The organism is Pseudomonas sp. YeP6b (assembly GCF_025642995.1).
Lineage (GTDB): Bacteria > Pseudomonadota > Gammaproteobacteria > Pseudomonadales > Pseudomonadaceae > Aquipseudomonas.
Map to the genome: position 1 here is coordinate 1,049,549 of NZ_CP080090.1, position 23,569 is coordinate 1,073,117.

Annotated in this window: 23 protein-coding genes; 11 read left to right on the forward strand and 12 right to left on the reverse strand. The window is 61.2% G+C overall.

Annotated features, from left to right (window positions below; genetic code table 11):
• Positions 1-15: 15 nt before the first annotated feature.
• A complete protein-coding gene (gene cpaB, locus KZH41_RS04595) occupies positions 16-942 on the reverse strand; it encodes a Flp pilus assembly protein CpaB (protein WP_263274445.1) in 927 nt (308 codons plus the stop codon).
• A gap of 330 nt (positions 943-1,272) precedes the next feature.
• On the opposite strand from cpaB, the gene KZH41_RS04600 reads away from it, so the two are divergent.
• The 3 genes from KZH41_RS04600 (at position 1,273) to KZH41_RS04610 (ending at position 2,200) form a co-directional block, all read left to right on the forward strand.
• Entirely contained in the window at positions 1,273-1,467 is a 195-nt protein-coding gene (locus KZH41_RS04600) for a Flp family type IVb pilin (RefSeq protein WP_094951748.1), read from the forward strand.
• Between the two features lie 70 nt (positions 1,468-1,537).
• Positions 1,538-1,732 carry a Flp family type IVb pilin gene (locus KZH41_RS04605; protein WP_094951749.1) on the forward strand — a complete coding sequence of 65 codons (195 nt, stop codon included), beginning with the start codon at positions 1,538-1,540 and terminating at the stop codon, positions 1,730-1,732.
• Positions 1,733-1,792: 60 nt separating this feature from the next.
• Positions 1,793-2,200: a response regulator gene (locus KZH41_RS04610; protein WP_083355439.1), complete on the forward strand. Its 408-nt coding sequence runs from the start codon at positions 1,793-1,795 to the stop codon at positions 2,198-2,200.
• A gap of 480 nt (positions 2,201-2,680) precedes the next feature.
• Here KZH41_RS04610 and KZH41_RS04615 read toward each other — a convergent pair whose 3' ends face one another.
• The 4 genes from KZH41_RS04615 to KZH41_RS04630 form a co-directional block, all read right to left on the reverse strand.
• Positions 2,681-4,366, reverse strand: a complete 1,686-nt coding sequence (locus KZH41_RS04615) for a ShlB/FhaC/HecB family hemolysin secretion/activation protein (RefSeq protein ID WP_094951750.1) — start codon at positions 4,364-4,366, stop codon at positions 2,681-2,683.
• A 184-nt stretch (positions 4,367-4,550) separates the two neighbouring features.
• Positions 4,551-6,266, reverse strand: a complete 1,716-nt coding sequence (locus KZH41_RS04620; protein WP_263274446.1) for a collagen-like triple helix repeat-containing protein — start codon at positions 6,264-6,266, stop codon at positions 4,551-4,553.
• A 302-nt stretch (positions 6,267-6,568) separates the two neighbouring features.
• Complete coding sequence (locus KZH41_RS04625; RefSeq protein ID WP_263274447.1) at positions 6,569-7,417, reverse strand: MaoC family dehydratase; 849 nt, start codon at positions 7,415-7,417, stop codon at positions 6,569-6,571.
• Between the two features lie 2 nt (positions 7,418-7,419).
• Positions 7,420-8,772, reverse strand: coding sequence for a 3-oxoacyl-ACP reductase (locus tag KZH41_RS04630; protein ID WP_094951754.1), 1,353 nt, complete (start codon positions 8,770-8,772; stop codon positions 7,420-7,422).
• A gap of 113 nt (positions 8,773-8,885) precedes the next feature.
• Between KZH41_RS04630 and KZH41_RS04635 the strand changes: the two genes are divergently transcribed.
• Together KZH41_RS04635 and KZH41_RS04640 are read left to right on the forward strand one after the other, a co-directional pair.
• A complete protein-coding gene (locus KZH41_RS04635) occupies positions 8,886-10,163 on the forward strand; it encodes an acetyl-CoA C-acetyltransferase (protein ID WP_263274448.1) in 1,278 nt (425 codons plus the stop codon).
• Between the two features lie 136 nt (positions 10,164-10,299).
• A complete protein-coding gene (locus KZH41_RS04640) occupies positions 10,300-11,199 on the forward strand; it encodes a PA4780 family RIO1-like protein kinase (protein WP_094951756.1) in 900 nt (299 codons plus the stop codon).
• A gap of 159 nt (positions 11,200-11,358) precedes the next feature.
• Here KZH41_RS04640 and cueR read toward each other — a convergent pair whose 3' ends face one another.
• The 3 genes from cueR to KZH41_RS04655 all read right to left on the reverse strand — a co-directional run bounded on the left by cueR (position 11,359) and on the right by KZH41_RS04655 (position 14,522).
• Positions 11,359-11,760 (reverse strand): Cu(I)-responsive transcriptional regulator, encoded by a 402-nt coding sequence (cueR, locus tag KZH41_RS04645; protein ID WP_263274449.1) that lies wholly within the window; start codon positions 11,758-11,760, stop codon positions 11,359-11,361.
• Entirely contained in the window at positions 11,757-13,973 is a 2,217-nt protein-coding gene (locus tag KZH41_RS04650; RefSeq protein WP_263274450.1) for a heavy metal translocating P-type ATPase, read from the reverse strand. Before KZH41_RS04650 ends, cueR begins: the two co-directional genes overlap by 4 nt.
• Positions 13,974-14,141: 168 nt before the next feature.
• A complete protein-coding gene (locus tag KZH41_RS04655; RefSeq protein ID WP_094951759.1) occupies positions 14,142-14,522 on the reverse strand; it encodes a hypothetical protein in 381 nt (126 codons plus the stop codon).
• 147 nt (positions 14,523-14,669) lie between these two features.
• Here KZH41_RS04655 and KZH41_RS04660 point away from each other — a divergent pair, with 147 nt between their 5' ends.
• Together KZH41_RS04660 and KZH41_RS04665 are read left to right on the forward strand one after the other, a co-directional pair.
• A complete protein-coding gene (locus KZH41_RS04660; protein WP_094951760.1) occupies positions 14,670-14,867 on the forward strand; it encodes a heavy-metal-associated domain-containing protein in 198 nt (65 codons plus the stop codon).
• A gap of 87 nt (positions 14,868-14,954) precedes the next feature.
• A complete protein-coding gene (locus tag KZH41_RS04665; RefSeq protein WP_263274451.1) occupies positions 14,955-16,148 on the forward strand; it encodes a multidrug effflux MFS transporter in 1,194 nt (397 codons plus the stop codon).
• A gap of 9 nt (positions 16,149-16,157) precedes the next feature.
• Here KZH41_RS04665 and KZH41_RS04670 read toward each other — a convergent pair whose 3' ends face one another.
• The 3 genes from KZH41_RS04670 to KZH41_RS04680 all read right to left on the reverse strand — a co-directional run bounded on the left by KZH41_RS04670 (position 16,158) and on the right by KZH41_RS04680 (position 17,818).
• Positions 16,158-16,340 (reverse strand): hypothetical protein, encoded by a 183-nt coding sequence (locus tag KZH41_RS04670; protein WP_094951762.1) that lies wholly within the window; start codon positions 16,338-16,340, stop codon positions 16,158-16,160.
• Between the two features lie 146 nt (positions 16,341-16,486).
• Complete coding sequence (locus KZH41_RS04675) at positions 16,487-17,500, reverse strand: zinc-binding alcohol dehydrogenase family protein (RefSeq protein ID WP_263274452.1); 1,014 nt, start codon at positions 17,498-17,500, stop codon at positions 16,487-16,489.
• A gap of 24 nt (positions 17,501-17,524) precedes the next feature.
• The gene (locus tag KZH41_RS04680) at positions 17,525-17,818 is read right to left on the reverse strand and encodes a putative quinol monooxygenase (RefSeq protein WP_094951764.1); all 294 of its coding nucleotides are present in this window, start codon (positions 17,816-17,818) and stop codon (positions 17,525-17,527) included.
• A 118-nt stretch (positions 17,819-17,936) separates the two neighbouring features.
• Between KZH41_RS04680 and KZH41_RS04685 the strand changes: the two genes are divergently transcribed.
• The 3 genes from KZH41_RS04685 to KZH41_RS04695 all read left to right on the forward strand — a co-directional run bounded on the left by KZH41_RS04685 (position 17,937) and on the right by KZH41_RS04695 (position 21,161).
• Positions 17,937-18,866 (forward strand): LysR family transcriptional regulator, encoded by a 930-nt coding sequence (locus KZH41_RS04685; RefSeq protein WP_263274453.1) that lies wholly within the window; start codon positions 17,937-17,939, stop codon positions 18,864-18,866.
• Positions 18,867-18,998: 132 nt separating this feature from the next.
• Positions 18,999-19,685, forward strand: a complete 687-nt coding sequence (locus KZH41_RS04690; protein WP_263274454.1) for an ArsR/SmtB family transcription factor — start codon at positions 18,999-19,001, stop codon at positions 19,683-19,685.
• Positions 19,686-19,790: 105 nt separating this feature from the next.
• Positions 19,791-21,161 (forward strand): MFS transporter, encoded by a 1,371-nt coding sequence (locus KZH41_RS04695; RefSeq protein WP_263274455.1) that lies wholly within the window; start codon positions 19,791-19,793, stop codon positions 21,159-21,161.
• 130 nt (positions 21,162-21,291) lie between these two features.
• Here KZH41_RS04695 and KZH41_RS04700 read toward each other — a convergent pair whose 3' ends face one another.
• Positions 21,292-22,245, reverse strand: a complete 954-nt coding sequence (locus tag KZH41_RS04700; protein ID WP_263274456.1) for an adenosine deaminase — start codon at positions 22,243-22,245, stop codon at positions 21,292-21,294.
• Between the two features lie 193 nt (positions 22,246-22,438).
• On the opposite strand from KZH41_RS04700, the gene KZH41_RS04705 reads away from it, so the two are divergent.
• On the forward strand, positions 22,439-23,530 hold the full coding sequence (locus tag KZH41_RS04705) for a calcium:proton antiporter (RefSeq protein WP_263274457.1): 1,092 nt from the start codon (positions 22,439-22,441) through the stop codon (positions 23,528-23,530).
• Positions 23,531-23,569: the final 39 nt, after the last annotated feature.

Genomic DNA, 23,569 nt, shown 5'->3' on the forward strand with positions numbered 1-23,569 from the left:
GCACAGCATCCTTGTTCAGTCGGGCGTTTGTTGGGTGGCTTGGTTGCCGCGTATCACCTCGACACCGGCGCGGCGCGGCGCGCTCTGGGCGAGCTTTTTCGGGGCTTGGGCGAAGGCCAGATGGGTGAACTGGTAGAGGTCGCGGTTGGCGCTTTGCAGCTTGCCCTGCGTATCGCGTTCGCCGGCCCAATAGTGGCTCAACAGGCGTTCGTCGCTGCTGCGCACCGCCAGGCGCAAAGTACCGGCCTGGGAGGCGAGCATCAGCCGGCTCAGCAGTTGTTCGGGCACCGCCAGTACCACGGTGCGCGAGGGCGCGCGGCGTTGGGCTTTTTCTTCAGCGGTCATCGCGGGAGGGGAGGCGGGGGTGCCGTCGTTGGTCAGGCCCATTTGATCGCCGACACTGAGCAGGCGCATGGCGGGGACGACCACTTGGGCGGATTGTTCGAGGTTGGCGGTGTCCTGGCGCAGGTACAAAAGCACGTCCACATAATCGCCGGGGCTCAACTGCCCGGCCGCGCCGATCACTTCATCCACGGCCACGGCCAGGGCGCGCTCGTCCGGGCGAATCATGCGCGCCAGGGGGCCACCGGGGGTGAAGCTTTCTTCGTTTAGCCAGGTGCCGGCTTGCAGGGCGCGCCACGGTGTACGGCCGATGGCCTGGTCGACACTGGTCATGCTGCCGGCCGGCACGGTGCGTAATTTTTCGACGCTAAGGTCAGCAGCATTCAGCGCAACAAACGGCGGCACATCGTGAGCCAGCACCACCACGGGTTGGCGGGTTTGGTCTTCCACCACGGCGACGGCTTTTTCGACAGGAGCAGCCTGTGGCGGCGGTGGCGGCGCCGGAGCAGGTTCACGGCTGAGGACAAGCCCCCAATAACCGGCAAACAGCGCACCGATCAACAGCACACCAGCCAGAATCATGCTCAGACGCGTGTTCATGACGGCTCTCCTTTTCCTGTTGCACTACAACCCGTCTTCCGAACAGGCCAATTACGCAACCCGGCTGCTATGAACAGTGGACTAACTATTTCGCTATTTGAAGGTAGTTCAGCTAGGACGAAATGCCATTACTGACAGAAAAATTTCTTCGTGAAGCCCCAAGTACCCTCTGAAATCACGGATCTGAGGCACTGGAAATGCACCCACTACTTTGTGATTAATCCGTTCTTACAGTTGTGAGTGTGGGGTTTGTTGACAATGCTCAAGTGGCACATCGCAATTACTGTGCAGCACCGAGCTAGGGCGCCTGGCCGCCCAGGGAGCAGTACGATGATTCTTGATTTCCTGATTAGACTTCACGTCCAACTTCAATTGCTTTTCCAGCGCAAAGAAGGCGCGACAGCCATTGAATATCTCATTCTCGTGGCAATTGTAGCGTTGGTGATACTGGCAGCTGGCACTACCTTAAAACCACAGATCACCGCCTTCTTCACAAAAATCACCACCGCCGTCACGCCACCGTAAATTCGCAGGGCATTCGACGACTGTGCAGTACCTTGTTGATCAGGCGCTGAGGCGCCAGAGGAGCCGTATTATGATCCTTGATATGTTGATGAGATGTTGCGTTCAACTTCAGTTGCTCTTTCGTCGTAAAGACGGTGCAACGGCGATTGAGTACCTCATTCTGGTGGCCATTGTAGCGCTGGTGATACTGGCAGCAGGCACTACGCTGTCGCCTCAGATCAGCGCGTTGTTTACAAAAATCACGACAGCCATTACGCCAACGTGACCTTGTAGACGGCATTCTGTGAGTACTTTTGTTATTGATTAGCAACGCCAGGTAGTACCCATGAATGCTGCAGCTGCACCTTTTCGCCAACAAATCCTGTTGGTGGACGACGAAGAAGATGCCCTCGTAGAACTGGCGGAGTCGCTGGAGAACGAGGGCTTCGTTTGTTTTACCGCCACCTCCGTCACCTACGCGTTGCAGGAACTGACCCTGAACCCCGACATCGCATTGGTCATCACCGACCTGCGTATGCCCGAGGAAAGTGGTATCTCGCTGATCAAGCGCCTGCGCGAACACACCGATCGCCAACACTTGCCGGTGATCGTGATGTCGGGTCATGCCGAGATGGATGACGTCAGCGACATGCTGCGCCTGCAGGTGCTGGACCTGTTTCGCAAGCCCATCTATCTGGTGCGGTTAATCGACACCCTCAACAGCCTGTTCCCCCTGGCCAAACATAGATTTTAGGCGCGAGCTTTCTGTGGCAAGCGAGTTTGTTGTGGGCGCTGGCTTGTCTGTGGTCGGCGGGCTTACGTGTGGACACTGGGCTTCCTGTGGCGAGCGGGCTTGCCCTAATGCCGTTCAGTTAAGCGCAGACCCCCTGTGGGAGCGGCGGTGCGACGATTCGACTTGCCCGCGAAAGCAGTGGGTCAGTCAACATCAATGTTTGCTGGGCCGACGTCATCGCGGGCAAGTCGAATCGTCGCACCGCCGCTCCCACATTTAATTTTCGCTGCTTTGGGCATTGCGTTCGCTTAACTGAACGGCATTAGGGCTTGCCCCGCGTTGGGGCGCCGGCCCTGATCCAGGCACCGCGTTTTTCCAGTCAGAACGCATTGGCAGGTTTTCGCGCTGCTTCGCAACGCAGCGCGGGGCAAGCCCGCTCGCCACAGAAAGCCGCTCGTTACAGGAGACTGCCTTCCCTAACAAACGAGCTGCCACAAACACTCAGAGTTGATAGCTGAAGCTCAGCGTATACCGTGGCCGCCGATTGAAACTGTCCAGGGCGATGTCCGACATTGGCTTGGCCGCTTCAAGGGCAATGTTGTAGTACTTGTTGTCACCAAAGCGCAGGCCGACAGCCGCCGATGACATGTCGTTGCCTTTGACCGGCAGCTCGTTGAACCAGGTCTTGGCGCGGTCGAGCACCACGTAGGGTTGCAGGACCTTCACCCAATCGCCGGCGCGGTTGAAGCTGTAGTTGACCTCATACGCCACGCCCCAGCCCTTGTCGCCCGAGCCTTGGTCATCAGGGTAGCCACGGCCGAAGTTCTGCCCGCCAAAGGTCGCGCGTTCACTGTCGGGCAAGGTGTTATCGCTCCAGTAGAACGCCCCCGACAGCACGCCTTGCCAGTTATCGAAGAACTTGTCGCTCTGCACGCCGGACAGGCGCAGGCGGAAGAAGTCCAGGTCAGGTTTTGTCCCTTCCAGGTCACTGCGAGTCGTGGCGCCCAAACCGTTGATGCCTTGGTACAAACCGGCGCTGAGAATACGCAATTGCCGAGTGTCGGACTTGCGCCAGTCGCCCTCGAACGCGAGCGCGCGCAAGTTGGTTTCGATGTCGAAACGGTTGGGGTAGCCCACCAGTTGATATCGCGTGGTCTGGTCCACCGTGTACAGGCGTGTGCCCAGGGTCAGCGATTCATTCGGTGAGGCAATCAGTGGGTGGGTGAAGCCGATGGTGTAGCGGTCGATTGCCTGGTGCGGTTTGAGTTGGAAGCCGCCATCGAGTTGCACGTTGGTGCCGGGGTCTGCGCGATAACGCTCGGCCGCCAGCGCCAACTGGGTGCCCTCGGCGTTGATGAATTGGCTGTAGCCCACGCGGTAGTAGTGCTCTTTGTCATCGCCCGGTGGAAACAGGCCGCTGATGTTGAGCTGTTCGCCCATGGATGTCTGCGAATTGCTGGTCGCGGTCAGCAACGCTTGCGTGCCGCCGCGGTTTTTTTCGACCAGGCTCATGCTGGTGGTGAACGGCTTGCGGCTGGCCTGGATGACCATGTGCGTGGCGCCATCGGTGGTACCCGGCGGCGGCACTTGTGCTTGCAGCGTCACCCCAGGAATGCGGCCCATGAGTGTGGTGTAGCGCTCGAAGGTCTTGCGTGTGAGCGGGCGTTCTCCCAGCAGCTTATTCGCCAATTTGTCGACGTAGGCCGACACGGAACCGATGTCGCCACTCTGTTGATAATCCTTGATATAGCCCTCCACCAATACCACGCGCACCAGGCCGTTTTCGAAGGTCTGTTGTGGCAGGAATGCGTAGGACAGCAGGTAGCCGTCCTGTTGGTAGCGACGGGTGATATTGCGGGTGGCGTCGATCAGCTGTGCGAGGTTGGTCTCATGCCCGATCAACGCCGCGTAGGCCTTGGCCGTCTCGTCCAGCGGGTAGATCGTGCCGCCCTCGATCTGCAGTTTGCGGATGGTGACTTTAGTGTCCATCAGCAAGGGCTGGTTCTGGGTCGGCGACGCTTCCGGCACCTGGGTCTGTGGTGTGACCGGCCGATAGGCGTCTGCGGGCAGGTTGGGCACCGGCAGGGTGCGGATAGTGTCGTTGCTATTGAGGAAGCTGGGAAGGGTTTCGGCCTGGACGTAGGAGGCACTGAGGGTAAGCACTAACAACGGCGTTAACACGCGCATAGGACACTCCATGGTCAAACTGCAGCAGCGTTTCTGGCCCGCCGGGTTCTGGGACGCGGTTCGGGAGAGCCAAGCATTGTTCTTTGAAACAAACCCCATAAAAAAGACGAGAGACTTATAGGGTCTCTCGTCTCAACCAAGCGTAGGCGCTGTAGGGGAGGCCGTCTAATCGGCCAGGTGCAATTTATTTTTTGCCGGTAAGGCCGTTCAATACACCGCCCAGGCCGCCGCTTGTGCCAGTGCTTGCGCTGCCGCTGGCCGAGGCACTGGCGCCTACGTTCAAGCCGCCGAGCAAGCCACCACCGCTGCTGCTGGTACCGCCGGTGACCAAACCACCGACTGCGCCCACGGTATTGCCAACTGCCGTTACGGTGGTGCCCAAGGTGTTAGTGATCGGGTTGGCGTTGGCGGCGGTCAGGTTGGTACCCAAGCCGCTGACAGCGCCACCCACTTGTGTCACCAGGCCGTTGACCGGCGCACCGATACCGGTGGTGGTGCCGATGTTTTGTGTCAGGCTGCTGACACCGGAGGTCACAGGGTTCAGCGCTGCGCCGACGTTAGTGGCCAAGCCTGCCACCGGTGCTGTGGCGGCGGTGTTGGCAACGCCGGTGCCGCCGATGATAGTGCCGAGGGAGGCGACGGTGTTGCCCAGTGCGCCACCGGTGACACCTGCTGCACTGACAGTGCCGTTGGTGTTGCCGGCGTTCAAGCCGTTACCCACATTGGCCACCAGGCCACCCACCAGTTCCGGCAGGCCGGAAGCCGAAGCGCCGCCGGCAGGTGCGACATAGCCGCCCGACTTGTCGAGCGCGCCGCCGACGCCAGCCAATGCACCGCCGACAATACCAGTGACAGGGTTGCCGGTGCCGCCGGCGCCAGCCACTTGACCGCCCAGGCCGGTAACGGTGGAGCCGACTTTATCCAGCAGGCCATTGACTGGATTGCCAAGGCCCGTGGCTTTGCCGAGGTTGCCGGTGGTGTTTTCCACCAGGGACACCACAGGCACCAGCACCTTGCCGCCGAGGGTGTTGGTCACGGAGCCCAGCGGGCCAGTGGTACTGGCGGTGCTGAAGGTGTCACCGAGCATAGTCACGGTTTGGCCGACCTTGTCCACCAGGCCGCCCGCTGCACCGCCTACGCCGCCGGTCAACCCGCCGACGACCGGAATGCCGCCTAATGTAGTGCCCAAGGACTTGCCGGTGTTCGATACGCCGGTGCCCAGGTCGGAGACGCCGTCACCTACGCCAGCGACGGTGATGCCCAGTGAATTGCTGTTGGTGCCCAGCGAGCCCAGGCCCGCGGTGACGCCGGTGCCAATGCTGGTAACGGCTTTGCCGGTCGCAGTGACCAAGCCTCCAGCGGTTACGCCGACGATGGGCACGGTGGTCAGGGTCGAACCCAGGTCGCCCACTGCTGCGCCGACATTACCCACGGTGGTGCCCACGGTGCCGACAATTTGGCCTGTGACCAGAGGCGTAGTGGTCGAGCCGGTGCCGCCACCTGTTCCACCACCGGTGCCGCCGCCAGTGCCGCCACCTGTTCCACCGCCGGTGCCGCCGCCAGTACCGCCACCTGTTCCACCGCCGGTGCCACCGCCAGTACCGCCACCTGTTCCGCCACCGGTGCCGCCACCTGTTCCACCGCCGGTGCCGCCACCTGTTCCACCGCCGGTGCCACCGCCAGTACCGCCACCTGTTCCACCGCCGGTGCCGCCGCCAGTACCGCCACCTGTTCCACCGCCAGTACCACCACCGGTCCCTGCCCCTGAGTCAGGGGAAGATGCCGCCACGCTACTGTGATGTCCGCCACCACCGCTGCTGCAGCCGCCGAGGCTCATCGCCATGATCAGAGCCAGCGCGGTACTTGCTTTCCATAGCACTACTTGAGTTTGAGTTTTCATGATTGAGTTCCCTTGCACCTGTACAACCTTGGTTGTTTCAAACGCTCGTCATTTCTAGGGATAGCGATACGTTTGTCCGTGTGGTCATCACAGACCCGGGGGCTCTTTCTGGCAACGCTCAACTTGGTATTAACGATTTATATACTGGCCGCTTGGCAGCGCTTAGCGACTAATTCCAAGGGTATAAAGAGAGGGTGTGTCGGAATATATATATGTTTTATATCAGTAGCTTAAATAAAATAAAGCGGACTGCTCAGGTCCGCTATAACTTAAGGTGTATATATACAATTAATCAGTGTTTTTCAGGTGATGGGTTGCCACTTCCCTACCATATGTTCAATGTCACTCGAGCCCTTTAACAGAAACTCACCGCTCGAACCCGGCGCACTGGCCAGCAACGTAACTTCACTGGGCAGGCGTACCGGCTTCTTGAACTCGACGTGTATTTCAATGTTGGCGGCCGGCAAGTGGTCGCACAGCGCGGCGAGGGTATGCGCCTTATTCCATAACCCGTGGGCGATGGCCTGGGGAAAACCGAATAACTTGGCGGTCAGCGCGCTCAAGTGGATCGGGTTGTAGTCCCCGGACACTCGGGCATAGCGGCGGCCGATATCGGCGGGGGCTTTCCAGCGAGTCAGCTCGTTGACCTGCGTGGGGCTGGGCAAGGTGTCATCCGCCGGCTCGCCTTCAAGCTTCACGCCCCGGCAGAGCAATTGGCTTTCGGCTTCCCACAGCAGGCCGAGGGAGTCCTCGACGGTGGTGATCACATTAAAGGTTGCGCCCTTGGCGTGCGGCTTGAGATTTTGCGCGTGCACGGCCACCGTCAGCTCACTGACAGCGCCCAGTGGGCGGTGAATGCGGATACGGTTGCTCAGGTGAATCAGCCCCAGCAACGGAAACGGAAAGTTTTTCGCCGTCAGCAATTGCATCTGCAGGCCGAACGCCAGGATATGCGGGTAAGTCGCCGGCAGGATGGGGCTGTCGGCAAAACCGCAGACGTTGCGATAAGCGGCCACGGCCTTGGGGTTGACGCTCACCCGGCAGCGCAGCCCCTGCTCGGGCAAGGTGCTGCCGGTGATCTTGCGTTTGAGCGCCGCACGCCAATACAGCGGCGGCAGAAACGGGGTATTGCCTAAGGTCAGCCACTCCATGTTTATGCTCCCAGCAGGCTTTGCCCACAGACCCGCAGTGCTTGGCCGCTGACCGCGCCGGAGCCCGGCTGGCCGAGCCAGGCCACCGCCTCGGCGACGTCCTGCGGCAGGCCGCCCTGGCCCAGCGAACTCATGCGCCGCCCAGCTTCACGCAGGGCGAAAGGAATGTGCGCGGTCATCTGGGTTTCGATAAACCCCGGCGCCACGGCGTTGATGCTGATCCCACGCTCACCCAGCAACGGCGCCCAGGCCTGGGCCAGGCCGATCAGCCCAGCCTTGCTCGCGGCATAGTTGGTTTGCCCGCGATTGCCGGCGATGCCGCTGATGGACGCCAGCAACACCACACGGCCGTTGTCGTGCAGGGTGCCGCTGTCGAGCAGCGCCTTGGTCAGCACTTGCGGCGCGTTGAGGTTGACCGCCAGCACCGCGTCCCAGTATTCCGGGGTCATATTGGCCAAGGTTTTGTCGCGGGTGATGCCTGCGTTGTGCACCACGATGTCGATGCCGTCTGGCAAGTGCTCGATCAACTGCGCGGCAGCGTCTTCGGCGCAGATGTCCAGCACCACGGTGCGTGCGCCCAAGCGTGCCGCCAAGGCTTCGAGATCGGCCTTGGCCTGGGGCACGTCGAGCACGATCACCTCGGCACCGTCGCGCGCCAGGGTTTCGGCGATGGAGGCGCCAATGCCACGGGCGGCGCCAGTGACCAACGCTTTGCGCCCGGCCAATGGGCGGGTCCAATCCTCAACCGGTGTGGCGCAGGCTTGCAGGCGAATCACCTGGCCTGAGATGTAGGCGCTTTTAGGCGACAGGAAAAACCGCAGCGCACCCTCCAGCTGGTCTTCGGCGCCTTCGCCCACGTACAACAATTGCAACACGCCGCCGCTGCGCAGCTCTTTTGCCAGGGAGCGACTGAAACCTTCCAGGGCTCGCTGCGCACTGGCGGCGAAGGGGTCGCTGAGGCTTTCCGGCGCCCGGCCAAGAATCACCACATGCGCGCTGTGGTCGAGATTTTTCAGCAATGGCTGAAAGAATTCGCGCAGCTGCTTGAGTTGGTCGGTGTGCTGCAAGTCGCTGGCATCGAACACCACGGCCTTGAGCTTGGGGCCATGCCCGGGAATCCACGCTGCTGCCCCCAATGGCTCAGCGCCGTAGCTGTAAGTGGCATCGGTGAGCTTGTTGGCAAACGCCAGCACCTTGGCGGCCAGGGCGCCGCCGCCTAGCAGCAGCGCACCCTCCACCGGGCGCAGGCGCCCGGCCTGCCAGCGCTCCAGGCGTACCGGTGACGGCAGGCCAATGGCGGCGACCAGGCGATGGCCGAGGCTTGAGTTGGCGAAGTCGATATAACGGTCAGACATGGAACGCTCTCCAAAGGCTGGGGTTCAAACGGTTGACCACCCCGGAGTGGTAGTCGTTCGATCAGCCTAGGCTAGGCTTGATGATTCCACCCACAACTATCAGGGAGCTTTCCATGACTCAATTGCGCCGTGTAGCGATCATTGGCGGTAATCGCATCCCCTTCGCCCGATCCAACGGTCCTTATGCTACGGCGAGTAACCAGGCGATGTTGACCGCTGCCCTGGAGGGCCTGATCGAACGCTACAATCTGCACGGCCTGCGCATTGGCGAGGTGGCGGCGGGGGCCGTGCTCAAGCATTCCCGCGACTTCAACCTCACCCGCGAATGTGTGCTGGGCTCGCGGCTGTCGCCGCAAACCCCGGCTTACGATATTCAGCAGGCGTGCGGCACTGGGCTTGAGGCGGCGTTGCTGGTGGCGAATAAAATTGCCTTGGGGCAGATTGAGTGCGGCATTGCCGGGGGCGTCGACACCACCTCTGACGCGCCTATCGGTGTGAACGAAGGGCTGCGTAAGATCTTGTTGCAAGCCAATCGCAGCAAATCCATGGCGGATAAATTAAAAGTCCTGTTACAACTTCGTCCCCATCATCTTAAGCCGGAGCTGCCACGCAATGGCGAGCCGCGCACCGGTCTGTCCATGGGCCAGCACTGCGAGTTGATGGCGCAGACCTGGCAGATTCCCCGCGCCGAGCAGGATCAGTTGGCGCTGGAAAGCCATCAGAAAATGGCCGCGTCCTACGCCGAAGGCTGGCACAACGATTTGCTTACGCCGTTTCTCGGCCTGACCCGCGACAACAACCTGCGCCCCGACCTGACCCTGGAAAAACTCGCCAGCCTCAAGCCGGCGTTCGAGCGCAGCGAAAAGGGCACCCTCACCGCCGGCAACTCCACGCCGCTCACCGATGGTGCATCGCTGGTACTGCTGGGCAGTGAAGCCTGGGCCAAGGAACGCGGCTTGCCGATCCTGGCGTACCTGCGCGATGGCGAAGCGGCGGCGGTGGATTTCGTCAACGGCGCCGAAGGCCTGTTGATGGCGCCGGTATACGCAGTGCCGCGCTTGTTGGCTAGGAATGGTCTGACGCTGCAGGACTTCGATTACTACGAGATTCACGAAGCCTTCGCTGCCCAAGTGTTGTGCACGCTCAAAGCCTGGGAAGACCCGCAATACTGCAAGACCCGCCTGGGGCTGGACGCGCCGCTGGGCTCCATCGACCGCAGCCGGCTCAACGTCAAGGGCAGTTCATTGGCCGCCGGGCATCCGTTTGCGGCCACCGGTGGGCGTATTGTCGCCAACTTGGCCAAGCTGTTGGACGCGGCGGGCAAGGGCCGTGGGCTGATTTCGATCTGCGCCGCCGGCGGCCAAGGTGTGACGGCGATTATCGAACGTTAAAAATGTACAAAAAAATTGGCATATTGGATGCATTCTTAAGTGCCAAAGGTCGGTAGCCTCTCCCCGAGGCGAGCCGATTGCCGTATAACGAGTGCCATACGCGTGTTTGGTAATAAAGGACCCACAATAAAAGCTGATGAAGACTCCTAAACGCATTGAACCCCTGATCGAAGACGGTCTGGTCGACGAAGTGCTGCGCCCACTTATGAGTGGTAAAGAAGCAGCTGTTTATGTGGTGCGCTGCGGCAACGAATTGCGTTGCGCCAAGGTTTACAAGGAGGCGAATAAACGAAGTTTTCGTCAGGCGGCCGAGTACCAGGAAGGCCGTAAGGTCCGTAACAGCCGCCAGGCCCGGGCCATGGCCAAGGGTTCCAAATTCGGTAAGAAAGAAACCGAAGATGCCTGGCAGAACGCCGAAGTAGCGGCGTTGTTCCGCTTGGCCGGTGCAGGCGTTCGCGTGCCTAAGCCGTACGACTTCCTCGAAGGCGTGCTGTTGATGGAACTGGTGGCCGACGAGTACGGCGATGCGGCGCCGCGTCTGAATGACGTAACGCTGGACCCGGACCAGGCACGTGAATATCACGCCTTCCTGATTTCCCAGATCGTGCTGATGCTGTGTACCGGTCTGGTGCACGGTGACTTGTCCGAGTTCAACGTGCTGCTTACGCCGACCGGCCCGGTGATTATCGACCTGCCTCAGGCGGTGGATGCGGCAGGTAACAACCATGCGTTCAGCATGTTGGAACGGGATGTGGGCAACATGGCTTCCTACTTCGGGCGCTTTGCTCCGGAGTTGAAGAAGACCAAGTACGCTAAGGAAATGTGGGCTTTGTACGAAGCCGGCACGCTGCATCCGGCCAGTGCATTGACTGGTGAGTTTGACGAACCGGAAGAGTTGGCGGATGTGGGCGGTGTGATCCGCGAGATCGAAGCGGCGCGGTTGGATGAAGAGCGTAAGCAAGCGATTCGGGCCGCGGATGATGCGCCACCGAGCAAAGCGTCGGAAGAACCTCCGCCGCCGCCTTGGATGCAATGATCTTCAGGCCCATGAAGCGCTAAAAATATGGGAGCTGGCTTCCTGTGGGAGTTGGCTTGCCTGCGATACAGACACCTCGGTGTATCAGGCATCACCCGTTGATGCTATCGCAGGCAAGCCAGCTCCCACAGTTGGTTTGGGGTTGAATCAGTTTAAGCGTCAGGCGCAACAGCTGCCCGACGCCAACTCCTTGAGAATCGGGCAATCCGGCCGATGATCGCCTTGGCAGTGTTCCACCAGGTCCTGCAACGTATCGCGCAGTTGCCCAAGCTCCAGGATTTTCTGATTCAGCTCATCGATGTGCTGGCGCGCCAAGGCTTTTACGTCGGCGCTGGCTCGCTGCCGGTCTTGCCACAGTGTCAGCAACTTGCCGACTTCCTCCAGGGAAAACCCCAGATCCCGCGAGCGCTTGATAAACGCCAGCGTGTGCAAGTCGTCGGCGCCATACACGCGGTAGCCGCTGTTGGTGCGATGGGCGGCTTTGAGCAGGCCGATGGACTCGTAGTAACGAATCATCTTCGCGCTCAGCCCGCTCTGGCGGGCGGCTTGGCCGATGTTCATGGGCGTTTATCCTCCAAATGCTCCGGTTTCCAAGTGCTCGGCTTCCAGGTTTTTAACAGTAACGCATTGCTCACCACACTGACGCTGGACAACGCCATGGCGGCGCCCGCCAATACCGGGTTGAGCAGGCCGAACGCCGCCAGGGGAATACCGATCAAGTTATACACAAAGGCCCAGAACAGGTTCTGGCGGATTTTGGCGTAGGTCTTGCGGCTGATCTCCAGCGCCGCGGGCACCAAACGTGGATCGCCGCGCATCAGGGTGATACCGGCGGCGTGCATTGCCACATCGGTGCCGCCGCCCATGGCGATGCCGATATCGGCGGCGGCCAGGGCCGGGGCGTCGTTGATACCGTCGCCGACCATCGCCACCACCCCGGTCTTTTTCAACTCGGCGACGGTGGCGGCTTTGTCGGCTGGCAGTACTTCGGCGTGTACATCGTCAATGCCCAGCGCCTCGGCCACCACGCGGGCGCTGCCGCGATTGTCGCCGGTGAGCAAGTGGCTGCTGATGTGCTGGGCCTTGAGCCGTTCCACGGCCTCCAGTGCGCCGGGCTTGAGCGTGTCGCCAAAGGCAAATAACCCCAGCACACGCGGTTGCGCACCTTGTTCGATCAGCCAGGACAAGGTGCGGCCTTCGGCTTCCCAGGCGTTGGCGGAATCAGCCAAGTCACCCACGCTCAAGCCGTTCTCTTCCAGCATGCGACGGTTGCCCAAAGCCAGTTGCCGGCCATCGAGCGTGCCCGCGATGCCGCGCCCGGTGAGGGATTGGCTAGCAGTCACATCCGCCACGTTTAGGCCTTGTTCGCTGCAGGCATCCAGCACCGCCTTGGCCAACGGGTGTTCGCTGCCGCGTTGCAGTGCACCGGCCTGTTGTAACAGTAGGGCTTCATTGCCATCCACTGCCGCCAAGTGCGCAATTTTTGGCGCGCCGGAGGTGAGGGTGCCGGTCTTGTCGAACACCACGGCGCTGACGGCATGGGCGCGTTCCAAGGCTTCAGCGTCTTTGATCAGGATGCCGTAGCGCGCGGCGACGCCGGTGCCGGCCATGATCGCGGTCGGCGTGGCCAGGCCCAAGGCACAGGGGCAAGCAATCACCAGCACCGCGACCGCATTGATGATCGCGGTTTCCAGCGATGCACCGTACAGCCACCAGCCCACCAGCGTGATCAACGCCAGCACCAGCACGGCGGGCACAAATACCTGGCTGACTTTATCCACCAGTTTCTGGATCGGTGCTTTCGCCGCCTGGGCGTCTTCCACCAGGCGGATGATGCGCGCCAACACACTTTCGGCGCCCAAGGCCTGGGTGCGCACCAGCAAGCGGCCTTCACCGTTGATGGCGCCGCCGGTGACCTTATCCCCCGGTTGTTTCGGCACCGGCAGGCTTTCGCCGCTGATCAAGGCTTCGTCGGCATGGCTTTGGCCGTCCACCACTTCACCGTCGACCGGGAAGCGTTCGCCGGGTTTGACCAGCACCAGGTCATCGAGCTTCAACGCGCTGATGGCAACGTCTTCTTCGCGGCCATCAAACACGCGAATCGCCCGCTCCGGGCGCAAGGCTTCCAAGGCACGAATGGCGCTGGCGGTCTGGCGCTTGGCGCGGCTTTCCAGGTATTTACCCAGCAGCACCAGGGCGATCACCACCGCTGAGGCTTCGAAATACAAGTGCGGCATGCTGCCTGCGGGCGCGGTGAGCCATTCGTAGATACTCAGGCCGTAACCGGCGCTGGTGCCGATAGCTACCAGCAGGTCCATGTTGCCGGCGCCGGCGCGGACGGCTTTCCACGCGGCTATATAGAAGCGCGCGCCAAAGATGAACTGCACGGGGGTGGCCAGGGCGAACTGCACCCAGGCGGGGAGCATCCAGTGCAGGCCGAAGGGCTCCACCAGCATCGGCAGCACCAGGGGCAGCGCCAGCAAGATCGCCAGCAGCAGCGACCAACGCTCGTGGTGCAGGCGCTGGGCTTGGTTGGCATCGGTGACGGTTTCACTTTGCGGCAGGGTGGCGGTGTAGCCAGCTTTGTCGACGGCGGCGATCAAGACGCTGGGGTCCATCTGGCCCAGCACTTCGACATGGGCACGTTCGTTGGCCAGGTTGACGCTGACGCTTTGCACCCCCGGCACCTTGCCCAGCGCGCGCTCGACACGGCCGGCACAGCTGGCGCAGGTCATGCCGCTGATGGGCAGGTCAAACGTGGTGGATCCATTCATGGGGCAGTCCTCCAGGAGACGTTGCCCCTAGAATCAACCTTGACCTGTGGGGAAGGTCAAGCGCGATCGTTCCCACGCCCTGCGTCGCAAGGCCGCTCTTAAGGTTTGTGACGCGGCGCGTCACGGGATGCGTTCCCACGCGGAGCGTGGGAACGATCAGGCGCGGGTTTAATATTCCAATGCGGCAGGTTTCAGGTACATGCCATCCGGGCCCTGGGCGATACGCAATTTGCGCACGTCACCGGCCTTCAGTGTGATGTTCTGCGCTGGCGGCGCCAGCATGCCCGGCAGGCAACCGGCGGCTTGGCCCGGCAACAGCTTCAGGCGCAGCGACACATTGCCTGCCGGCAAGTTGAACGAGGTGGCTTGTTCCTGGAACAGGCGCCCGGCCAACTGGTCCTGAATGTACAGGCCAATCTCGCAATTGGTCAGCACTTCCAAGCGTTCGCGGGAAATGATCAGCACGGCGTAGTCTTGATCGGCGCTGGCCTGGGGCGCAACGGCAGACAAGCTCAACAGGCTGACAAGGGCAAAAAGCGACCAGCGCATGGCGAATGCTCCGTGGTTCATAGCTAAGATGCATGAAGCTTGGCCGACGCGGCGGCCGAATACCAGCCCGGCCGGTATTTATGAAACTTGACCTTGCCATCGTGGCAAGGTCGAGACTCAATTCACCCTCAATACAGGAGTCATATCATGCAAATATTCAGCGTTGAAGGAATGACCTGCGGCCATTGCGTTCGAGCGGTAACCCAGGCAGTGCAAAGCCAGGACCCGGCGGCGAGCGTCAACGTCAACCTGGCGGCCAAAGAAGTGGGCGTTGAAAGCCACTTGTCGGCCGAGCAGGTCATCGAGCTGATCACCGAAGAAGGCTACAGCGCCAAGCTCGCGTAAGTTTTCTGATAGTTAGCGAGCTAACGTAATGTTCATGGCACCCAAGCGCGGCTAGACTGTCGAGCTGCCGACTCACTTGGGTGTCTGATGAACCTCCGCATAATCCTGATTCTGGGCGCCTTGAGCGCCTTCGCGCCGTTGGCGATCGACTTCTACCTGCCGGGCTTCCCCGCCATGGCCACGGCGTTCGCCACCGACGAAAAACATATCCAGCTGACCCTAGCGGTGTATTTCGGCGGCCTGGCCATCGGCCAACTGATCTACGGCCCGCTGGCCGACCGCTTTGGTCGGCGTGTGCCGCTGCTCAGCGGCGTGACCCTGTTTACGGTGGCATCCTTTGCCTGCGCCTATGCGCCGTCGCTGGATTGGCTGATCGGCGCGCGCTTCGTGCAAGCCCTCGGCGGCTGCGCGGGCATGGTGATTTCGCGCGCAGTGGTCAGCGATAAATGCGACGCCGTGGGTTCGGCCAAGGTGTATTCGCAACTGATGCTGGTGACTGGCCTGGCGCCGATCCTCGCGCCGTTGGCGGGTGGGGTGATGGTCGGGTTGTGGGGCTGGCAGTCGATTTTCCTGGCGCTGTCGATCTTCAGCGTGATGGCGGCCATCGCGGTGGCGGTCGGCTTGCCGGAAACCTTTCCGGCCCATCAGCCGCGCCAGCCACTGTCCGGCTCGCTGCGCCGCTATGGCGCGCTGCTGTCTGACCGGGTTTACCTCGACTACGCCTTGACCGGCGGCATTTCGATTGCCGGGATGTTTGCCTACATCGCCGGTTCACCTTTCGTGTTTATCAAGCTCTACGGCGTGCCTGCGGAGCATTATGGCTGGCTGTTCGGCTCCAACGCGGCCGGCTTTATCCTGGTGGCACAGCTCAATGCGCGGTTGCTGGCCAAACGTGGCCCGGCGTTTTTGCTGTCGCGCACCGTGTGGGTCTACGTAGCGGCGGCGTTGTCGCTGTTGGGCATTGCTGCCTTGCGCACCGAAGCCCTGTGGCCGTTGCTGGTGCCGCTGTTTATCTGCATCGCGAGCTTAGGCTGCATTTTGCCCAACACCTCGGCGTGCGCCATGAGCGGCCAGGGTGCACGGGCCGGTAGCGCGTCGGCGCTGCTGGGCTGCATTCAGTTTGGCGTGGCAGCGGGTGCGGCGTCCCTGGTCGGCGTGTTGCACGATGGCACGGCGATGCCGATGGCGATGGTCATCAGTTTGTGCGGTGTATTGGCGGTGACCATTGCCATGTCGACCCAGCGCCTGCAACGGGCGCGGGCCGTGCAAGCGCAGGGCTGAGGTGTTCGATCAGCCGGCGGCGGCGCGCTGCTGGCTGAGAGGGATGCGGTGGGGCGCCTGGATACGGGCTTGCAGGGTGTCGGCAAAGGCGCGGGCCTCGGCCTCACTGCGGAAGGTGAACGCGTCGCCGTCGAGGCTGACCTGCCATTTGTTGCCGGGGGATTTTGCTAACGCTCTTATCAGGATCTTCATTGCTGACTTCCTCACGTAAAAGAATCGTGGCAAAGGCGGCCAATATAAACCCGAATGCGCTCACAAATATGACAAAGATCAACTCTCTGACTAATGGTGCCGTCCATTACTCACAGGAATAAAAGACGACACTGACAGAAGTTTTTTCAGAAACCTTCCAACACGATCTTGCCCTTGGCCTTGCCGCTTTCCAGCAACGCGTGGGCACGGCGCAGGTTCTCGGCGTTGATCACACCGAAGTGCTCGCCCACCGTGGTCTTCAGGGTGCCGGCGTCGATCAGCTCGGCCACACGGTTGAGCAGGTGGTGCTGTTCGATCATGTCCGGCGTCTCGAACATCGAACGCGTGTACATGAACTCCCAGTGCAACGACAGGCTCTTGCGCTTGAATTTGCTCACATCCAGCGCCTTGGGATCGTCGATCAGCGCCAGCTTGCCTTGGGGCTCCAGGGCCTCCACCAGTTGGTCCAAGTGATGGTCGGTCTGGGTCAGGCTGGCGACGTGGGTTACGTGTGGGTGGCCGGCGTTTTTCAGCGCTTCGCTGAGTGGTTGGCTGTGGTTGATCACCAGGTCGGCGCCGAGGGCTTTGGCCCACTCTTGAGTTTCCGGGCGCGAGGCGGTGCCGATGACTTTCAGCGCAGTGAGTTGGCTGGCCAGTTGCGTCAGGATCGACCCCACACCCCCGGCGGCACCGACGATCAGCAGGCTCTGGCCTTCATCCTCTTTGCCTTCACGCACCTGCAGGCGCTCGAACAGCAACTCCCAGGCGGTGATGGCCGTCAGCGGCAGCGCGGCAGCTTCGGCAAACCCCAGGCTCTTGGGCATGTGGCCGACGATGCGTTCATCCACGGTGTGCAGTTCGCTGTTGCCACCCGGGCGTACGAGGGAGCCTGCGTAGAACACCGTGTCACCGGCCTTGAACAGCGTCACGTCGCTGCCAACGGCCTTGACCACGCCGGCCACGTCCCAGCCCAGCACCTTGGCGGCGCCATTTTCCGGGGCGACGTTCTGGCGCACCTTGGTGTCCACCGGGTTGACCGAGATGGCTTTGACTTCCACCAACAGGTCGCGCGGGCCGGCGACCGGCGCCGGCAGTTCGATGTCTTGCAGGGATTTTGCATCGGTGATGGGCAGTGCGGCGTAGTAGGCAATGGCTTTCATAAGGGCTCCGGAAAAGGGCGTTGATCAGGCAAGAAATTTCAGGCGCTTGAGTTCGAAGTGTTCGATCACGTCAGCGGCCTTGGCGCGGAAACTCTGGATATGCGCGCTCTGGTCGTGGTCGGCCAGCGCCGCGTCGTCGCTCCAGCGTTCGAGCATGTAGAAGGTCTCGGGGTGTTGCAGGTCCTGGTGCAGGTCGTACTGCTCGCAACCCGCTTCCAGGCGGGTCGGTTCCAGCAGGCCGCGCAGCAGGGTTTCCAAGGTGGCCTGTTGGCCGGGTTTGGCGATCAGCGTGGCGATGACGTTAAAGGCAGCGGACATATTCAACTCCAAGCACGTGATGAACGGGATGGGCAGATGATTGGCTATTTCCCAGGAAGATAAAACCCGCTAAAACAGCAGTCTGTTTCAATAGAATTTTGATAATTGGCGAGAATGCATGCTGCGTTTTGATGATTTGCAGTTGTTTGTGCGCGCGGCGGACTTGGGCAGTTTGTCCGCCGCGGCGCGGGTCATGGACCTGTCGCCGGCGGTGGCCAGCGCCGCGTTGAAGCGCATCGAGCAGCAACTGGGCACGCGCTTGCTGGCACGCTCCACGCGTAGCCTGCGCTTGACCGCCGAGGGTGAAGGTTTTCTGGGGTACGCCCGCGCCGCGTTGAGTTCGCTGGACGAGGGGCGGCGCTTATTGGCCAGCGGCCAGGACCACGTCAGCGGCGTGCTGCAGCTGTCGGCGCCTTCAGACTTCGGGCGCAACCAGCTGCTGCCGTGGCTCGATGAGTTCCAGCGTGAATACCCGCAACTGACCGTACGCCTGCTGCTGGGTGACCGCATTGCCGACCTGTTCCGCCAGCCGGTGGACATCGCCCTGCGCTATGGCGAGCCCGAAGACTCGAGCCTGATCGCGCTGCCCATCGCCCCGGACAATCTGCGCGTGCTGTGCGCCGCGCCCAGTTACCTGGCGCGGCATGGCGAGCCGCGCCATCTGGAGCAACTGGCCCAGCACAATTGCCTGCTGTACATGCTCGGCAGTCGCGTGCACGACCATTGGAGTTTTCACGACGGCAAGCGCGAGGTCAGCCTGACGGTGACCGGCGACCGCTTCAGTGACGACGCCGATGTGGTTCGCCGCTGGGCGGTGGCGGGTGTCGGCATTGCCTACAAGTCTTGGCTGGACGTGAGCAGCGATGTGCTGGCCGGGCGCTTGCGCGTGATCCTGCCGGAGCTGCGCGGTGAGCGTACGCCGCTCAATCTGCTGTGCGCCCATCGCGCGCAATTGAGCAAACCCATCAACCTGCTGCGCGAAATGCTCGTGGCCCGTTGTGCGACATTGACCGCGCAATGGCCGGAGCGATTGAACGCGGCGCAGTAGCCTCCACCAAAGTAAGAAATTTCACTCAGAGCCTGTCCCTTTCCGCGCTGTCAGACGCCGCGGAGCGGGCGGTTTGCGCCCCTATACTTCGTTCCAACCGCAGCAGACAAATGCTTAACAAGGAATGAATACATGGAAGCAGCACCGTGCATCAGTCATATCGCCGGCTTGCTCTGCGAGCCCAAGCGTACCGCCATGCTTTGGGCCTTGATGGACGGCTCGGCCAAGTCCTCAGAAGAATTGGCGACGCTGGCCGGGCTGTCGTCGGCGTCGGCCATTGCACATTTGTCGCGGCTCACCGGGGGCGGTTTGCTACGGGTCGAGGCCCGGCGTGGCAAGCGGCTGTTTCGCGTGGCGGCCGCCGATGTCAGTGCGGCCATCGACGCCTTGGCCAATACCACCATGGCCAGTGCCGCACGCATGACGCCGGATGTTTTACCGAAGGCCCTGCTGGCGCCGGCGCCATTGCGACACGCCCGTTTGTGCCATGGGCACCTCGGCGGTGAGTTGGCGGCGGGGCTTTACCAGCAGATGGCGGATGCTGGCTGGATCGATCGCCATGAGCAGCGTACCGATATTACTGTCGCGGGTGCGCAGCACTTTGCGCGCCTGGGCATTTTTACCCAGGCGCTGGCATCGCCTGTGGTCTGCGACTGTTTTGACTGGAGCCAGCAGCAACCGCACCTGGGTGGCCCGTTGGGCGCGGGGCTGCTGCAACTGTTTTTACAGTCCGGCTGGATCAGCGTGGCCAACGAGTCCCACGCCTTGCAGGTTACCGGCATCGGGCATGTGGAAATCAACCGGCTGGTTGCGTTGTAGGCGGGCCATCGTCGTTCAGAGTTTCAGTCAGGTCGCATCCAGCAATTACCGGTGAAAACGATGCCGCACACTCGCTCTGGGGCTTTTTCACACAGGGGGTGCGGCATGGGTATGCAAGGCTATAGCGCAGCGGAACGGCTGGAACGGTTGCCGATCAGCGGTTACCACCGAGTCATCTTCATCATCATCGCCCTGGCGTTTTTCTTCGATTCCATGGACCTGGCGATGATGACGTTTCTCTTGGGCTCGATCAAAACCGAGTTTGGCCTGAGCACGGCCCAGGCCGGGTTGCTGGCCAGTTCGAGTTTTTTTGGCATGGTGATCGGTGCCTCTTTATCCGGGATGTTGGCAGATCGCTTCGGACGCAAGCCGGTGTTCCAATGGAGCATCGTGTTGTGGGGCGTCGCCAGTTACCTGTGTTCCACCGCGCAGACGGTGGAGACATTGACGCTGTTTCGCATCCTGCTGGGGATTGGCATGGGCATGGAGTTCCCGATTGCGCAGTCGATGCTCTCGGAGCTGATCCCAGCCAAGAGGCGCGGGCGCTATATCGCCTTGATGGATGGTTTCTGGCCGCTCGGTTTTGTGGCGGCGGGCGTGCTGTCTTATTTTCTGCTGCCGGTGATTGGCTGGCGCGACATCTTTTTGGTGCTGGCGGTGCCTGCGGTGTTTGTATTGGCGATTCGGTTTTTTATCCCGGAGTCGCCGCGCTGGCTTGAGCAGGCCGGCCGGCATGCGGCGGCGGATAAGGTGTTGCTGGGCATTGAGCAAAAAGTGCGCAATTCGCTGGGGCGCGCCGACTTGCCGGAACCGATTGCCTTGCCACGGGTTGAGAGCGTGCCGGGGACGTTTTTCTCGGCGTTTCAACAACTGTGGTCGGCGCAGTATCGCCAACGCACGATGATGATCTGGAGCGTGTGGTTCTTTGCCTTGCTGGGCTTTTATGGGCTGACGTCCTGGCTGAGCGCATTGTTGCAGCAGTCGGGTTTTGCCGTGACCCAATCGGTGTACTACACGGTGATCATTTCCCTGGGTGGGATTCCCGGGTTCTTGATGGCGGCCTGGCTGGTGGAGCGCTGGGGGCGTAGGCCGGTGTGCGTGGTGACGTTGCTGGGCGGCGGGGTGATGGCATTTCTGTATGGGCAGAGCGCGGTGTTTGGCGGCAACGTGGGGCTGCTGATTACCTCGGGGCTGTTGATGCAGTTCTTTCTGTTTGGCATGTGGGCGGTGTTGTACACCTACACGCCGGAGCTGTATCCCACTTCGGCGCGGGCCACTGGTTCCGGGTTTGCCTCGGCAATTGGCCGGGTTGGTTCGTTGCTGGGGCCGTTGGTGACCGGGCTGGTGTTTCCGATAACCGGGCAGGGCGGGGTGTTTGCCTTGGGCGCGCTGTGTTTTGCGGTGGCGGCGCTGGTGGTGTGGGTGTTTGGGATGGAGACGAAGGGTAAGACGTTGGAAGAACTGGCCGAGGCTTAGAGGGCGACATAGAACACGTGTGGGAGCGGGCTTGCCCGCGATGGCGGTCTGTCAGTCACCTTCACGGTTGACTGTTAAACCGCTATCGCAGGCAGGCCAGCTCCCACATTGTTAACGGGTGTTTATCCAGTTATGGCTTTACCAACCGCGCATCCAGGCTGTTCTGCGCCAGGCGTTTGGCCTGGTCCTGGGTCATGCCCAGCGAGGTGTACAGGGCGTGGAAGTTCTCGGTGACATAACCGCCGAAGTACGCCGGGTCGTCCGAATTCACTGTCACCTTCACGCCACGCTCGAGCATGTCGAGGATGTTGTGCTGGGCCATGTCGTCAAACACGCACAGCTTGGTGTTGGACAGCGGGCACACGGTCAGCGGGATCTGCTCGTCGATGATCCGCTGCATCAGGCGCTCGTCTTCGATGGCGCGCACGCCATGGTCGATACGCTGGATTTTCAGCAGGTCGATGGCTTCCCAGATGTACTCGGGTGGGCCTTCTTCGCCGGCGTGGGCCACGGTGAGGAAGCCTTCGTGACGGGCACGGTCGAACACGCGCTGGAACTTGCTTGGCGGGTGACCCATTTCCGAGCTGTCCAGGCCCACGGCCACGAATGCATCACGGAACGGCAGCGCCTGGTCGAGGGTTTTCTCGGCTTCGGCTTCGCTCAAGTGGCGCAGGAAGCTTAAGATCAAACCACTGGTGATGCCCAGTTGCTGTTCGCCATCTTTGAGTGCAGCGGCGATGCCGTTGAGCACCACTTCGAACGGCACGCCACGGTCGGTGTGGGTTTGCGGGTCGAAGAAGGGTTCGGTATGGATCACGTTCTGTGCTTTGCAGCGCAGCAGGTAGGCCCAGGTCAGGTCATAGAAATCCTGGGAGGTGCGCAGCACGTCGGCGCCCTTGTAATACAGGTCGAGAAACTCTTGCAGGTTGTTGAAGGCGTAGGCCTTGCGCAGGGTTTCGATGTCGTTCCAGGGCAGCGCAATCTTGTTGCGCTCGGCCAGGGCGAACAGCAACTCAGGCTCCAGCGAGCCTTCCAGGTGCAGGTGTAATTCAGCCTTGGGCAGGGCGTTGAGCCAATCGTACATTTGTAAAATCTCATCAGGTGCAATGGCGGCATTCTACAGGCCATCGCCGAAATAATCGGCAAAACCTGACCAGCAGGAGAGTATTGGATTTATTCACGCAAGGGCCGCGTGAACTAAGGTGTAACGAAACGTTAGCGGCGTGGCGCAGTCTGTACCCCATCAATGACTGATTAGCCGTATGAAAAGGCCCGGAATGCTCACATCCCTCAAGCAAGAAAAATACATGTTAGTGGCGCTGATTGCCGCCATCGCCGCTTACCCGTTGGAGCATTGGATGCTGCACAGCGGGCAAATGGTGGCGCTGCTGGCCGGTATCGGGCTGATCGGCTTTATCGTCGTGGCCTCGATGCGCGTGGCCCACCATGCCGAGCAGCTCGCGGAGAAGGTCGGCGACCCTTACGGCACCATGATCCTGACCCTCGCCGCCGTGCTGGTGGAAGTGGTGATCCTGGCGATCATGATGAGCAACGAGCCGTCGCCGACCCTGGTGCGTGACACCATTTACTCGGCGGTGATGCTCGATATCAACGGCATCCTCGGCCTGGCCGCGCTGATGGGCGGCATCAAGCATGGTGAACAGTCCTACAACGATGATTCGGCCCGCACCTACAGCGTGATGATCCTCACGGCGATGGGCGTGTCGATGGTGGTGCCGGAATTTATCCCCGAGGCAGACTGGAAAATTTACTCAGCCTTCACCATCGGCGCGATGGTGGTGCTCTATACCCTGTTCCTGCGCATGCAGGTAGGGCCGCACAGTTATTTCTTCAGCTACAGCTACCCGGAAAAGCGCCGCAAGAAACAGCCCGAAGAGCAACAAGAGCCGCCGATCAGCCTCGCGTTTTCCATCGGTACGTTGGTGTTTGGCGTCATCGTGATTGGCGCACTGGCTGAGGTGATGTCCAAGACCCTCGACCTCGGCCTGGAAGGCACAGGCGCGCCGCCGGTGATCACGGCGATTGTGGTCGCGGCGATTTCAGCCGCGCCGGAAATTTTGACGGCGTTGCGCGCGGCCCTGGCCAACCGCATGCAGTCGGTGGTGAACATCGCACTGGGCGCGTCCTTGTCGACGGTGATCCTGACCGTGCCGGTGATGGAGGCTATGGCGCTATACACCGGCCAGCCGTTCCAGATGGCGATGACACCGGTGCAAACCGTGATGGTGTTGATCACGCTGATCGTCAGCGCGATCAACCTCAACGATGGCGAAACGAACGCCATCGAAGGGATGACCCATTTTGTGTTGTTTGCGACGTTTATTATGCTGTCGCTGTTGGGTCTATAGAGACCGCAGAACTCAATGTGGGCGCTGGGTTTTGTGGGA